The organism is Brevibacillus sp. SAFN-007a, assembly GCF_051967035.1.
Taxonomy (GTDB): domain Bacteria; phylum Bacillota; class Bacilli; order Brevibacillales; family Brevibacillaceae; genus Brevibacillus.
In genome coordinates this window covers 41,197-52,887 of sequence record NZ_JBQCKK010000020.1, presented here as the reverse complement: position 1 = coordinate 52,887, position 11,691 = coordinate 41,197, and the positions used below count along the sequence as shown (strand labels likewise).

The window sequence follows — 11,691 nt, the reverse complement described above, 5'->3', positions numbered from 1 at the left end:
CCAGCGTTCGTCCTGAGCCAGGATCAAACTCTCCAATAAAGTTTGTTGCTGGTTCAAGCTGGCAAATCATGTAAAAAATGATAGACTCATCAACGCTTTCGCTGTTCAGTTTTCAAAGAGCATTTTTCTCTGCCGCCCAGAGGCGACTTTTTTAATTTACCACATATCCACTTTTTAAATCAAGTGTTTTTTTCATTTTTTTGCCACCAACATTTTGTTCGTGTAACAGCGACGTTTGTTAATATAGCACGTGTCCAAAACAAAAGTCAATAGTGTTTAAAAATTTTTACCTGAGCAAAATTAATCCGATCTCTTTGTCGCCATTTGCGCCCTCTGTGAAGACGACCTCCTGGATTAACAGCCTTTGAATCATTTTGTCTAGTAAGAGGGGGACTTCGATTTGCGCATCTACAATCGCCGGATGGTTCATCAATTCCTCCAGCCGCCAAGGTCCTGCTTTGGCTTCCATCACTTCCATCAGGAACGCAACGGACTCCTTGACCTTGGAGGTGATCCAAAACTCGATCGCAAGCACAAGCAGCTCGATCCGCTTCTCAAGCGCCTCTCCGTTCACCGACAGTTCCTCGTACAGCTTGAATACCGAAGAATCCATCTGCTTCACCTGCGACCACAGCGCAGCCTGTGGCTGCTCGCCAGCCTCATACACGATCAGCCTCGCCCACGAATGCAGCGATTGTATAAGCGACTGATGCGCATCCAAAATCAATCCTTGCTGCAAAAACTCCTTTGTCTCGTGAAAAAACCGGAGAAGTTGGGAATACTCCCTACAAATAAGCTTCTTTTGCAGCGCTGACGGCAAACGGCTCAGCCGAAGCTTCATTTGCTTCATATAGCCGTCCTTGTCCCACAAAATCTCAGCTCTGCCAAGCAGCGTGGCAAGGCGCTCATCCAGACCGCAGACGGCTCCCTTTTCCAGCTGCCATGTGCTAATCTGCTGCTCCATGACCACTCGACCCTGAAGGTGCAGGCGGCGGATTTTCCCCTCAGCTTGCGGCTGGTTGACCACTACAAAGTAAAAGGCGCCATCACGAAACGGGACCAGCAAATCCGAAACAGGCAAAACCAGCACTGCTTGTACATCCGGACGCTGTTGTAGCTTCTTCAGATACGTTTGCTGACTCTCCTCTCGCTTCATAGCCATGTCGTGTTCCTCCCTGCCCTGGGTTGAACTTATGGATTCTACACGATTTGTTCGTTTCCTGCTTGTCAACAGACAAATCCTTTGTATGCTATACTGTAAGGTAGGAGGAATGATGATGAAAAAAACTGAACGCCTGAGCAAAATCAAGCGCATGCGCACATGGGGCAACTGGAGCATGGTGATCGGCATTTTGCTGATGTATGCAGGGTACGCTTTTTTCGGGGGATATCTGGACTTTATACCTGTGCTTGGCAATCTGTTAAAAGGCTCTCACATTTTCATGACACTGCTTTTGATTATTGGCTTTATCCTGACGATGGGCAGCACGGTCTTGTTTATGATTTCCGGAATGGTTTCTACGTCGGCTCCCCAGGTGGAGTGTCCTTCGTGCCTGAAGGTAACGAAGATGCTGGGAAAAGAAGATGCCTGTATGTTTTGCGGGCAGCCATTGCGCCTGGACGACGGACAGCCGCAGCAAAACCAGACATGATCTGCGCCTCGCCCTTTCGATACACAATAAGCCACCTGCACGTTCCCGTCTTTCGGGCAGCAGGTGGCTTATTTTTTACTGAGCGGTTAGGGAGCTTTTCAAGCCTTCCTCGATGGCCGGCCAAATCTCCGGCTGCTCGAATCCGCGCCGCCACGAAGCGACTCCGGCCAAATCATACTTTTTGACCAGCTCGATCCGCTTTTTCATAGAAGAGACATCCTCCAGCCACATCTTGTAGACATTCCCGTCTTTCGGATCGCGATATTCCACGTAGTGCTGACCGGATGCTTCGTCGAGAACGGGCGTAATCTTTCGCTCCTGCACCCATTCCTGCGCTCTCGACATGGACAGCGCTTTGGAGCTTACCTTGATTGTGCCGTCAGCCTGCTTGGCTTCCGTCCACAGTCTCGTGTAAAAAGGAACGCCCAGCAAAAGCTTTTCGTTCGGCACTTCCGCAAGCACGCCTTGCAAGCCTGCTTCCACCCAAGGCAGCGAAGCCACAGAGCCTGCTTTTGGACTGGCCGCCCAATGCTCGTCATAGGTCATGACAGCGATGTAGTCGACCACCTCGGCCAGCGCCTTGCGATCCAAAAACATCGACCACGTCTTCGCATTGGACTTGATCGTGACATCCATGGAGACAGTCAGTCCTTGCCGGTGCAGATACGGCGTCAGCTCGCGAACAAACTGAACGAGCCGCTCCTTGTCTTCATAATATACATTTTCAAAGTCGATGTTGATGCCGTCCAGATCGTACAGGTGCGCGTAGTGAAGGAGCTGAACGATCAGCTTGTCTCGTTTGTCGTAGCTGCCGAGCACTGCTTGCGTCCAGTCCGGATTGAAGCCATTCGTCACCAGCCCCCACACCTGATAGCCGCGCTTGTGCGCCCATTTGACATACGCAGGGTCTGCCCGGTTCAAGAGCGTCCCTTCGGCATCCTTCAATTCAAACCAGGTGGGCGAGACGACATTGACGCCAGGCAAAGCCCCGATTCGGGCGACGTCCGGATTTTTGTTGACCACATGCTCCCAGACCAGGTTGATCTTTTGCCCATTCGGCTTCCACGCGGCCTGCCCCTCCGAAGAAGCGGCGTGCTGCAAGCTGACCTTACGCTTGCCCGCCATCTCCAGACTCTTCTCCGGGAGAAAGCCCGCGATCCCGGAAGCAGTCAGCACGCGGTAATAACCTTCCTGCTGCCCGAGCACATCCACTACCTCTCCGGCGGACAGCTCGGCAACGATCGGCGTGCGATGCGAGGGGCCAACGCGAACGGGCTGCTTTTCCTCGTCGCTAACGACTTTTGCCTCTCGGACTTCATACCCTTCCTGCTCGACGAGAAGGACGCCTGTATCGGCTTTGTGCACAAAAGCGAACGAATACAGCTTTTCCAACGGATCAAGCGGTACGTAGCGAGTCCCGTCCACTTCCTTCACCGGCACCTGCAAATGGACCGGCTGCTTGTTCAGATGGGCGACCGCTTCGCCGCTCTCCATCCGCAGCACCTTGTCCTTCGTCGTCACGATCACCGACTTGGTAGGCTCATCCCAAAAGATCGCCGGATCGATTTTTTCCTTGATAAAATCAAACGGCAGCAAGATTTGCTCCGCCTCCAGCAAATACGACGAATCCACCCGCTCTCCTTCAAAGACGATGACCGCTTTGTCCCCGTCGTACGGCTGAACGTGCTCGGTCGAAGCGCGAAGCACGAAAAACCAGTAGATGCTGCCAAAAATCGCAAGCAAGAAAAGCGAAAGCGCAAATAGTCTGCCTAGCGCTCTTCTCCTTCTACGCCTGGGGCGAGGCGCCATTCCAAGCTGCACGTTCATGGCCGATCCCTCCTCCCAGCCAAATAAAGCCCGACTGCATGCGGACCTGATCTCTCCATTCGTCTATCCTTTCGATCATAGCGCCTGTTCAAATGATTCACAACCTTTTGTCTACTGGAAAAGAACGAGAGACAAGCCTCGCCCTCCCCCAGAAAAGACGGTAGAGCGCCGAAAAAGTTACACCATTCAACAGAAAAACACCTTCTGCCTCAACCTGTCAGCTTTCGTTGAGACAAAAGGTGTTCGTCCGTACAGCGCATTTTAGTGGGTGCTCTTTTGACAGGACTCGCAAATGCCATATACTTCCATGCGATGTCCGGTGACTTTAAACCCGATGTCTTTCGCAGCAGCTTCCTCTGCCTCCCGCAAATACGGAAAGTGGAAGTCGTAAATCGCTCCGCAGCTGGAGCAGATCGCGTGGTAATGATCTTCTTCCACATTGGCATCGAAGCGGCTCGACGCGTCCCCGTAGGTAAGCTCGATCACCAGTCCCGCATCTTTAAAAACCCTCAGGTTGTTGTAAATCGTCGCGACACTCATGTTAGGGAATTTACCTTCGAGAGCTTTGTATATTTCGTCAGCCGTCGGGTGGGTCATCGTCTCCAGCAAGTACGTCAAAATGGCATGGCGCTGAGGTGTCATTCGAACCCCGGTGTTTTTGAGGATTTCTACAGCTTTTTCCACACGCTGTGTCATAATTGTCACACCCCACAGTCTTCGCAAGACAAAAGATCGGTTAATCCTGTTTGTCATTGATTAGAATTACTTTAAATAAGTGTACGTCGATTCGGCGAAAACTGTCAATATCCATTACGCGGATTCCTCAAGGAGAAAAAAATGGAAATCGGTTTCCGCCTCAAGACAGGCTGGCCTCCTTTTTCGCCCTGGGCTTCGCTTTCGACTTGGCAGCTTGCTTCGCAGGCGCTTTTTTGGCCTCGGCCAAGGCGTACTTGCACATGGATTGCAACGGACATTGATCGCACTTCGGATTGCGCGCCGCACAGATTCTTCTGCCGTGCCAAATCAGCCAATGGTGGGCATCCGACCATTTTTCGCGCGGGATGCGCTTCATCAGCTGGCGTTCCACTTCATCAACGTTGTCGCTTTTGGCCAGCCCGAGACGGTTTGCCACGCGAAACACATGGGTGTCGACCGCAATCGCCGGAATGCCAAACGCATTGGAGAGAACGACATTGGCCGTCTTTCTTCCTACGCCCGGCAGCGCTTCCAGCTCGGCATGCGTTCGCGGCACCTCCCCGTTGTACTTTTCGTACAAGATTCTACAGGTCTCCAAAATGTTTTTACTCTTATTTTTATACAAACCCAGCCCTTTTATATGCTCTTCCATTTCTTCCTGGGTCAGATGCAGGTAGTGCTCTGGCCGGTTCAACTGTTTGAACATCGGCGCGGTAATCTCATTCACCCGCTTATCGGTGCACTGTGCCGAAAGAATGGTCGCAATCAACAGCTCAAACGGGGTTGTATAGTTCAACTCGCAGTGGGCATCCGGGTACATCTGCTGGAGCGTATCCAAAATGTCTGCGACGGGTACTTTGCGCTGTGCCATAAATATATCCCCCTTTTTCCTACATTATACCGATCTTGGTCGGCTCGGCAATCGTCGCACGCGATAGCAAGAGACTGCCGTACTGATGTAGAATGGAGAGGGAAAAAGAGAACGGGAGGCGATACGCATGAAGGTATTCCTGACGGGAGCGACCGGATTTGTGGGAAAAGGCGTGCTGGAACGGTTGATTGCAGAAGGTCACGATACCGTTTGTTTGACACGGCCTGGTTCAAAGGGGAAGCTGCGCCATGAGCAACAGGGGCCGGGGAGCGTCTCTCCGGCAGCCGGGGACATATTGGACGTGGAATCGCTGAAAAGCGCCATGGCAGGCTGCGAGGCGGTCATTCATCTGGTGGGAATCATTCGTGAGCAGCCGGGCAAAGGGATTACGTTTCCGAACATCCATGTCGAAGGCACGCGAAACGTCGTGGAGGCGGCCAAGCAGGCGGGCGTACAGCGCTTCGTCCACATGAGCGCGCTCGGCTCCCGGCCCAATGCGACGAGCGCCTACCATCGCACGAAATACGAAGCCGAACAGCTCGTGATCGCAAGCGGAATTCCTTACGTCGTTTTTCAGCCATCGGTCATCTTCGGGCCGGGCGACGAATTCGTCAACATGCTGGCGAATCTGGTGCGCCTGCCTGTCACTCCTGTGATCGGGGACGGCTCCTATCCGCTCCAGCCCGTGGCGAGGCAAACCGTAGCGGACGTGTTTGTCCAGGCATTGAGCCTGCCGGCCGCGACCAATCAAATCTATGAGACAGGCGGGCCTGATCCGCTCTCGTACGGGGAAATACTCGATGCCATCGGAGAGGCCATCGGCAAAAAGCGGGTTCGCAAGCTTCACATCCCGCTGGCCCTCATGAAGCCTGTCGTCCATACGCTGGAGGGTTTCTCGTTTTTTCCGCTCACCAATACGCAGCTGACCATGCTGCTCGAAGGCAATGCCTGCCGTGACGGCCAGCGGCTATACGATACGTTTTCTACCGAAAAAATCGCGTTTCGTCCGGGAATCTCCACCTATCTTCGCTAGCTTTGGCTCCAAGAGAGCAGGAGCTTGTCCGAAGGAACCGCATGAACAATTTTCGCCCCGGCAGGGATAGCAAAAAAAGGGGTGTCTCCAGGTCGGCTCGCGACTGCCGGGACACCCCCTTTTGCTTATTCATGCAGCGTTTTTTCCGCGCCGCCTGTCTCTTTGTTCACGTGGCGGGCCACGACGAAGAGATAGTCAGACAATCGGTTGAGATATTTGACGACCGCCGGGTTTACCTGCTCCTGCTGCGCCACGTGGACGGCTTTGCGCTCCGCGCGTCTGACAATCGTGCGGGCAACGTGAAAAGCGGCAGCAGCCGGGTGACCGCCTGGCAAAATGAAGTTGGTGAGCGGCGGCAGTCCTGCATCCAGCTTGTCGATTTGTTCCTCCAGAAACGTCACATCCTCTTCCCCGATCGGCCAGCCTACTGTTTTCCCTTCCGGCGTGGCAAGCTCCGCGCCGACATGAAACAGCTTGGTCTGGATGATGTGGAACACACCCTGTAATTCCTGCCACGCATCCGATGCAGGCAATAAGGACAGGGCCAGCCCGATTTGGGAATTGGCCTCGTCGCACGTGCCGTACGCCTCGACGCGGTCCGCGAACTTCGGCACGCGCACGCCTGCCACCAGAGAGGTCTCGCCTTTATCCCCTGATTTCGTGTAAATCTTCATCCGTATCCCCGCCTCTTTTGGTCTTTGTCTGAAAAAACGCTACAACGCCTCGCAAACGACAATCAATTCCGTGCTGCTCGCATCAAAAGGCGCTTTGGCAAAGTTCCCGTACCGCTTGATTACCTTCAGTCCGTTCAAGCGCAACAGGTGGTGCAGTTCGGTCGGATAGATGTAGCGCAGCGCAAAACGTCCGTTCACGCGCTCCACCACAGCGCCCCGTGCATCCGTACGCTCGTACATCCGGGTCACTTCGCACAACTGCTGAAAGTGGTCGTATCGGGTGTAATCCCACATCAACACTTCTCCCCCGGACGGCAGCGGATACGTTCCGCGCAGCGACATCTTTTCATTTTCCTCATACATATGGTTGATCTTGGGCACGAACACGTTCATCACCAATTTTCCGCCCGGCTTCAGGTGTTTGCGAATGCACGCCAGTGCCTTCATCTGCTCCTGAATGTGCAACAGGTGCAAAAACGAGCGGAACGGGATCATGATGAGCGAAAACGTCTCGCCGAGATCAAAGCTGCGCATGTCTCCCTGCAGCAGCGTAAGCCCTGTCACGCCTTGCTCCTTAGCCTTTTCCTGCGCGCGCGCCAGCATCTCCTGCGACAGGTCAATGCCCGTCACCTCAATCCCGGCCAAAGCGACCGGAATCGCGATTCTTCCGGTGCCGCAAGCAAGATCGAGCACGTTGCCGCCAGCCTGCTTCGCTTCTTCCAGGTAAAAATCGACGTCGCCCGCAACGCCGCGCTGCGTCAAATCGTAGTAATCGGCCCATTGATACATATTGCTCATGCCGTCCTCCTATGCTTGCATTTCCTCTGAGGCCAGGTAAGCCATGATGAGCTTTGCCGTATTTTCCAGCGCCTCGGTATGCGTGCGCTCGTGGGAGTGGGAGGCGTCGACGCCAGGACCGATCAGCCCGTGGACGATGTCGTATCCTGCTCGCAGCGCCGCGCTCGCGTCCGATCCGTAAAACGGATAAATGTCTACCGCGTAATTCAGGCCGTTCTCCTGGGCCAGTCGGGTCAAATGGCTGCGCAGGCCGTAGTGGTACGGCCCGGAGGAATCCTTCGCGCAAATGGAGACGCCGTATTCATCCGTCGTCTGGCCGTCGCCGATCGCGCCCATATCCACCGCCACATACTCCACGACGTTGGCCGGAATGCTGGAATTGCCGCCATAGCCGATCTCTTCGTTGTTGCTGATAAAAAAGTGCGTGGTGTATGGCAGTTGCTGCCCGGATTCACGAAGCGCCTTCAGCACACCGAGCAAAATGGCGACGCTCGCCTTGTCGTCAATGTGCCGGGACTTGATGAAGCCGCTGTCGGTGACGGTCACGCGCGGGTCGAAGGAGACAAAATCCCCGACGGAAATGCCCAGCTCCTGCACTTGCTCCCTGTTTGTCACTTTTTCGTCCAGGCGCACTTCCATGTTGGCGTCTGTCCGTTCCGCCTTGCCTGCATCGCCGCCGTACACGTGAACGGAAGCCTTCGTGGATAAAATCGTTCCGGTGACGAGACGGCCGCTCGCGGTCTCCACCGTGCAATGCTCCCCTTCAATTGCATGAAACGTAAAGCCGCCGATCAAAGTCAGCTTCAGCCGACCGTTGCTTTTGATTTCCTTGATCATCGCGCCAAGCGTATCGACGTGCGCGGTCAGCAGGCGCGCCTTGTCGTCACGCGCTCCCGGCACCGTCGCTACAATCGCGCCCTTGTTCGTCCGCTTGTACTGTACGCCGAGCTGCTCCAGCTCCTGCGCAACCCACGCCATGACTTTGGCTGTGTTGCCGGACGGACTGGGGATGTTCGCCAACTGGCAAAAAGACTGAACCATATACGCTGTAGACACATTCATGGAATGCTCCTCCTCTATGTATCAAACCTGCTGGTTACTTTTGCAGCTCTTCCTTGATGAAGTGAAGCACTTCCTGCACGTGCCCTTTCACCTTTACTTTTGGCCAGACCTTCGCGATCTTGCCCTCTTTGTCGATCACAAAAGTCGTCCGTTCAATTCCCATGTACTCGCGACCGTACATTTTTTTCAGTACCCACACGCCGTACGCCTCCGCCACCTGATGATCCGGGTCTGCCAACAGCGGAAACGGCAGCTCGTGCTTGGCGATAAACTTGTCATGCGATTGGACAGAATCCGGGCTAATCCCCAGAACGACGGTATCCAGCTCGGCGAACTGCGGGTGATAGTCGCGGAAATCACACGCTTCGGTCGTGCAGCCTGGCGTCATGTCTTTCGGATAAAAATAAAGCACCACATTTTTCCCGCGATAGTGGGAAAGGGAGATCGTTTGGTTCTGACTGGCCTGCAAAGTAAACAGCGGCGCAGCTTGTCCGCTTTGGAGCATGTTCATCCCTCCGTAAAAATCATTTGTCTCATTTTACCACAAGCTTACAGGCACTTCATCCGCATATACGTTGCGCTTTCCAACAGAAAACGATAGAATTAATTTAAGAAAAATAAAAAAATGGCCTAGTCAGTTGGATGGTGAGAATTGGCATGAAAGAGTTTTTTGAAGTAACCGATCCAGAAGCGCTCAAATCCCTTGCCATAGCAGAACGGGTGAAGATTCTTGAGCTCTTCGAGGATTTGGAACCGCGTACGGCCAAACAAATCGCTACGGAACTAGGCGAAAATGCTGCACGTCTTCACTACCACGTGAAGGAGCTCGTGCGTGTTGGTTTGCTCGAACAGGTGGATACCCGCGTCAAAGGTTCCATCGTTGAGAAATATTACGAGCCAGTCGCCAAGGTGATTCAGGTCAAGCTTCAACTCATGATTGAAGAAAACGCACAGCAATTGAGTGACGTCATGTTCACGCCGTTTCGTACCACCGAAAAGGATCTCATGAGGACACTCAACCGCTTTGTCGCCAGCGATCAGGATGTACGCAAAGAATACCAAAACACGTTTGCTTTTAACCTGACAGAATTTTATTTAAGCCAGGAAGAACGCAATCAACTGGTAGACGAGATCAGCGAGCTTTTGCAAAAGTACAAAGGCTTTAAAAACGAACCGGGTCGTCGCAAATTCAAGTTTTTTGACGTCCTGTTTCCGTTGACGCCTGCCGATCCGACAGATGATTCAGAAGAACTGTTCGAGGATGCAGACGATCCGGACAAGCCTCTGTAAAAGCCGAACACCCACACCGGGAAAACCATCAAGTAGAGATGGTTTTTCTTTGTTAGGCAGGACAAATCGAAGGACACAGCAAAAGGGAGCGTCCTCGCTATCGCGCGAGAAGCACTCCCTTCAAGCGATCCGGATCAGAAGCGTCTAGTACGACCGCCCGAACCAGACCGTATGCTTCGCCTCTTTGCCGCAGCAGATGCAGGCTGTTTTTCGGGCAGGCGGATCGAACGGAATGTTGCGGGACGTGAATTTGGTCTCTTCCTTGACCCTGGCTTCGCAAGCGTCGTCTCCGCACCAGCCGGCCAGTACCCAGCCGCTTGGGCGGTTCTCGCTCTCGCAGGTGGCGATGTGCGTAGCCAACTGCTCCATCGTGTCGACGTCGAGATGGGAATGAGCTTCCCGGAAGGCCAGCGCTTTTTGGAACATGTTTTGCTGGATGTCTTCGAGCAGCTTCGCAATCGTCTGCGCAATCCCCGCCAGCGGCACCGTTACTTTTTCGCCCGTATCGCGCCGGGCCAGAATCGCCTGACCGTTTTCCACGTCACGCGGCCCCAGCTCCAGGCGCAGCGGCACCCCGCGCATTTCCCACTCGTTGAACTTCCAGCCCGGCGTCTCTTCGCGCAAGTCGGCACGCACGCGAACTCCTGCCGCCTTGATCTCGTCGAAAAGCGGATCGAACGCCGCCATCACTTGCTCCCGCAGCTTCATCGGACCTACCGGAATCATGATGACTTGCGTAGGCGCCATCCGGGGCGGCAGCGCCAGGCCGCGGTCGTCGCCATGCACCATAATCATCGAGCCGATGAGGCGCGTAGAGCTTCCCCACGAGGTCGTATGCACGTACTTGAACTGATTGTCTCGATCCAGGAACTTGATGTCGAAGCCGCGCGCAAACTTGTCGCCCAAATAGTGCGAGGTACCCGCCTGCACGGCTTTTCCGTCCTTCATCATCGCTTCGATCGAGTACGTGTCAACGGCGCCTGCAAATCGCTCGCTCGGCGTCTTTTGCCCTTTCCATACGGGAATTGCCAGCTCCTGCTCGACTACTTCGCGATAGATTTCGAGCATCTGCATCGTTTCCTGACGTGCTTCCTCTTCTGTCGCATGGGCGGTATGGCCTTCCTGCCAGAGAAATTCCGAGGTGCGCAAAAACGGCATGGTGCGCTTCTCCCAGCGGAATACGTTGGCCCATTGGTTAATCAGGATCGGCAAGTCGCGGTAGCTCTGAATCCACTGGCTGTACATGTGGCCGATGATCGTCTCCGAGGTCGGGCGCAGGGCGAGCTTTTCCTCCAGTGGTTCGCCGCCCGCTTCCGTCACCCACGGCAGCTCAGGATTGAAGCCTTCGATGTGTTCTTTTTCTTTTTGAAAAAACGACTCGGGAATCAGCATCGGGAAATAGGCGTTGCGGTGGCCTGTCTCCTTGAACCGTTTGTCCATCGCCTCCTGAATCCGCTCCCACAGCTCGAAGCCGTCCGGTTTGAAGACGATGCAGCCGCGCACCGGGGCGTAGTCCATCAAGTCCGCCTTTTTAATCGCATCGATGTACCAGCGCGAAAAATCTTCCGACTGCGGTGTGATTTCTTTTACAAACGCCTTGTCCTCTTTCATCCTTCTACGCTCCTTCGTCCTCATTTGTTCTCGCGAAAAGCATGAAAAAAATCCTCCATCCCGAAAAGGGACGGAGGATTGACTTCCGCGGTACCACCCTGATTGACCATGGCCTGGGCCACAGTCCTCTCGAAAACCCGATAACGGCGGGGCAACCGGACCAGCTCGTCGCTGACG

Annotated in this window: 12 protein-coding genes; 3 read left to right on the top strand and 9 right to left on the bottom strand. The window is 54.2% G+C overall.

All coding sequences use genetic code 11. The features are described 5' to 3' along the window. Nucleotides 1-286: 286 nt before the first annotated feature. Complete coding sequence (locus ACTHO6_RS17945) at nucleotides 287-1,162, bottom strand: hypothetical protein (RefSeq protein ID WP_440243112.1); 876 nt, start codon at nucleotides 1,160-1,162, stop codon at nucleotides 287-289. A 115-nt stretch (nucleotides 1,163-1,277) separates the two neighbouring features. Here ACTHO6_RS17945 and ACTHO6_RS17940 point away from each other — a divergent pair, with 115 nt between their 5' ends. Then, on the top strand, nucleotides 1,278-1,652 hold the full coding sequence (locus tag ACTHO6_RS17940; protein ID WP_440243111.1) for a YgzB family protein: 375 nt from the start codon (nucleotides 1,278-1,280) through the stop codon (nucleotides 1,650-1,652). A gap of 75 nt (nucleotides 1,653-1,727) precedes the next feature. Here ACTHO6_RS17940 and ACTHO6_RS17935 read toward each other — a convergent pair whose 3' ends face one another. The 3 genes from ACTHO6_RS17935 to nth all read right to left on the bottom strand — a co-directional run bounded on the left by ACTHO6_RS17935 (nucleotide 1,728) and on the right by nth (nucleotide 5,046). Next, nucleotides 1,728-3,479 carry a glycosyl hydrolase family 18 protein gene (locus ACTHO6_RS17935; RefSeq protein ID WP_440243110.1) on the bottom strand — a complete coding sequence of 584 codons (1,752 nt, stop codon included), beginning with the start codon at nucleotides 3,477-3,479 and terminating at the stop codon, nucleotides 1,728-1,730. A gap of 261 nt (nucleotides 3,480-3,740) precedes the next feature. Continuing rightward, nucleotides 3,741-4,175, bottom strand: a complete 435-nt coding sequence (gene perR / locus ACTHO6_RS17930) for a peroxide-responsive transcriptional repressor PerR (RefSeq protein WP_440243109.1) — start codon at nucleotides 4,173-4,175, stop codon at nucleotides 3,741-3,743. Nucleotides 4,176-4,335: 160 nt separating this feature from the next. Continuing rightward, entirely contained in the window at nucleotides 4,336-5,046 is a 711-nt protein-coding gene (nth, locus tag ACTHO6_RS17925; protein ID WP_440243108.1) for an endonuclease III, read from the bottom strand. Between the two features lie 127 nt (nucleotides 5,047-5,173). Between nth and ACTHO6_RS17920 the strand changes: the two genes are divergently transcribed. Further along, nucleotides 5,174-6,079 (top strand): complex I NDUFA9 subunit family protein, encoded by a 906-nt coding sequence (locus tag ACTHO6_RS17920; RefSeq protein WP_440243106.1) that lies wholly within the window; start codon nucleotides 5,174-5,176, stop codon nucleotides 6,077-6,079. Nucleotides 6,080-6,204: 125 nt separating this feature from the next. Here the strand turns inward: ACTHO6_RS17920 and ACTHO6_RS17915 are convergent, their stop codons facing one another. The 4 genes from ACTHO6_RS17915 to bcp are packed head-to-tail and all read right to left on the bottom strand — an operon-like array spanning nucleotide 6,205 to nucleotide 9,118. Continuing rightward, nucleotides 6,205-6,753, bottom strand: coding sequence for a cob(I)yrinic acid a,c-diamide adenosyltransferase (locus tag ACTHO6_RS17915; protein ID WP_440243105.1), 549 nt, complete (start codon nucleotides 6,751-6,753; stop codon nucleotides 6,205-6,207). A gap of 39 nt (nucleotides 6,754-6,792) precedes the next feature. Further along, nucleotides 6,793-7,551: a class I SAM-dependent methyltransferase gene (locus ACTHO6_RS17910; RefSeq protein ID WP_440243104.1), complete on the bottom strand. Its 759-nt coding sequence runs from the start codon at nucleotides 7,549-7,551 to the stop codon at nucleotides 6,793-6,795. A 9-nt stretch (nucleotides 7,552-7,560) separates the two neighbouring features. After that, nucleotides 7,561-8,613 (bottom strand): M42 family metallopeptidase, encoded by a 1,053-nt coding sequence (locus ACTHO6_RS17905; RefSeq protein WP_440243103.1) that lies wholly within the window; start codon nucleotides 8,611-8,613, stop codon nucleotides 7,561-7,563. Between the two features lie 34 nt (nucleotides 8,614-8,647). Beyond that, the gene (gene bcp / locus ACTHO6_RS17900; RefSeq protein WP_440243102.1) at nucleotides 8,648-9,118 is read right to left on the bottom strand and encodes a thioredoxin-dependent thiol peroxidase; all 471 of its coding nucleotides are present in this window, start codon (nucleotides 9,116-9,118) and stop codon (nucleotides 8,648-8,650) included. Nucleotides 9,119-9,270: 152 nt separating this feature from the next. Here bcp and ACTHO6_RS17895 point away from each other — a divergent pair, with 152 nt between their 5' ends. Further along, nucleotides 9,271-9,903 (top strand): helix-turn-helix domain-containing protein, encoded by a 633-nt coding sequence (locus ACTHO6_RS17895; RefSeq protein ID WP_440243101.1) that lies wholly within the window; start codon nucleotides 9,271-9,273, stop codon nucleotides 9,901-9,903. Nucleotides 9,904-10,047: 144 nt separating this feature from the next. Here the strand turns inward: ACTHO6_RS17895 and proS are convergent, their stop codons facing one another. After that, on the bottom strand, nucleotides 10,048-11,514 hold the full coding sequence (proS, locus tag ACTHO6_RS17890; protein WP_440243100.1) for a proline--tRNA ligase: 1,467 nt from the start codon (nucleotides 11,512-11,514) through the stop codon (nucleotides 10,048-10,050). Nucleotides 11,515-11,691 lie beyond the last annotated feature (177 nt).

Coding starts and splice junctions, on each gene's coding strand:
- perR (WP_440243109.1), bottom strand. CDS start 4,175: ATGACACAGCGTGTGGAAAAAGCTGTAGAAATCCTCAAAAACACCGGG.
- ACTHO6_RS17905 (WP_440243103.1), bottom strand. CDS start 8,613: ATGAATGTGTCTACAGCGTATATGGTTCAGTCTTTTTGCCAGTTGGCG.
- ACTHO6_RS17920 (WP_440243106.1), top strand. CDS start 5,174: ATGAAGGTATTCCTGACGGGAGCGACCGGATTTGTGGGAAAAGGCGTG.
- bcp (WP_440243102.1), bottom strand. CDS start 9,118: ATGCTCCAAAGCGGACAAGCTGCGCCGCTGTTTACTTTGCAGGCCAGT.
- ACTHO6_RS17945 (WP_440243112.1), bottom strand. CDS start 1,162: ATGGCTATGAAGCGAGAGGAGAGTCAGCAAACGTATCTGAAGAAGCTA.
- ACTHO6_RS17915 (WP_440243105.1), bottom strand. CDS start 6,753: ATGAAGATTTACACGAAATCAGGGGATAAAGGCGAGACCTCTCTGGTG.
- ACTHO6_RS17935 (WP_440243110.1), bottom strand. CDS start 3,479: ATGAACGTGCAGCTTGGAATGGCGCCTCGCCCCAGGCGTAGAAGGAGA.
- nth (WP_440243108.1), bottom strand. CDS start 5,046: ATGGCACAGCGCAAAGTACCCGTCGCAGACATTTTGGATACGCTCCAG.
- ACTHO6_RS17895 (WP_440243101.1), top strand. CDS start 9,271: ATGAAAGAGTTTTTTGAAGTAACCGATCCAGAAGCGCTCAAATCCCTT.
- ACTHO6_RS17910 (WP_440243104.1), bottom strand. CDS start 7,551: ATGAGCAATATGTATCAATGGGCCGATTACTACGATTTGACGCAGCGC.
- proS (WP_440243100.1), bottom strand. CDS start 11,514: ATGAAAGAGGACAAGGCGTTTGTAAAAGAAATCACACCGCAGTCGGAA.
- ACTHO6_RS17940 (WP_440243111.1), top strand. CDS start 1,278: ATGAAAAAAACTGAACGCCTGAGCAAAATCAAGCGCATGCGCACATGG.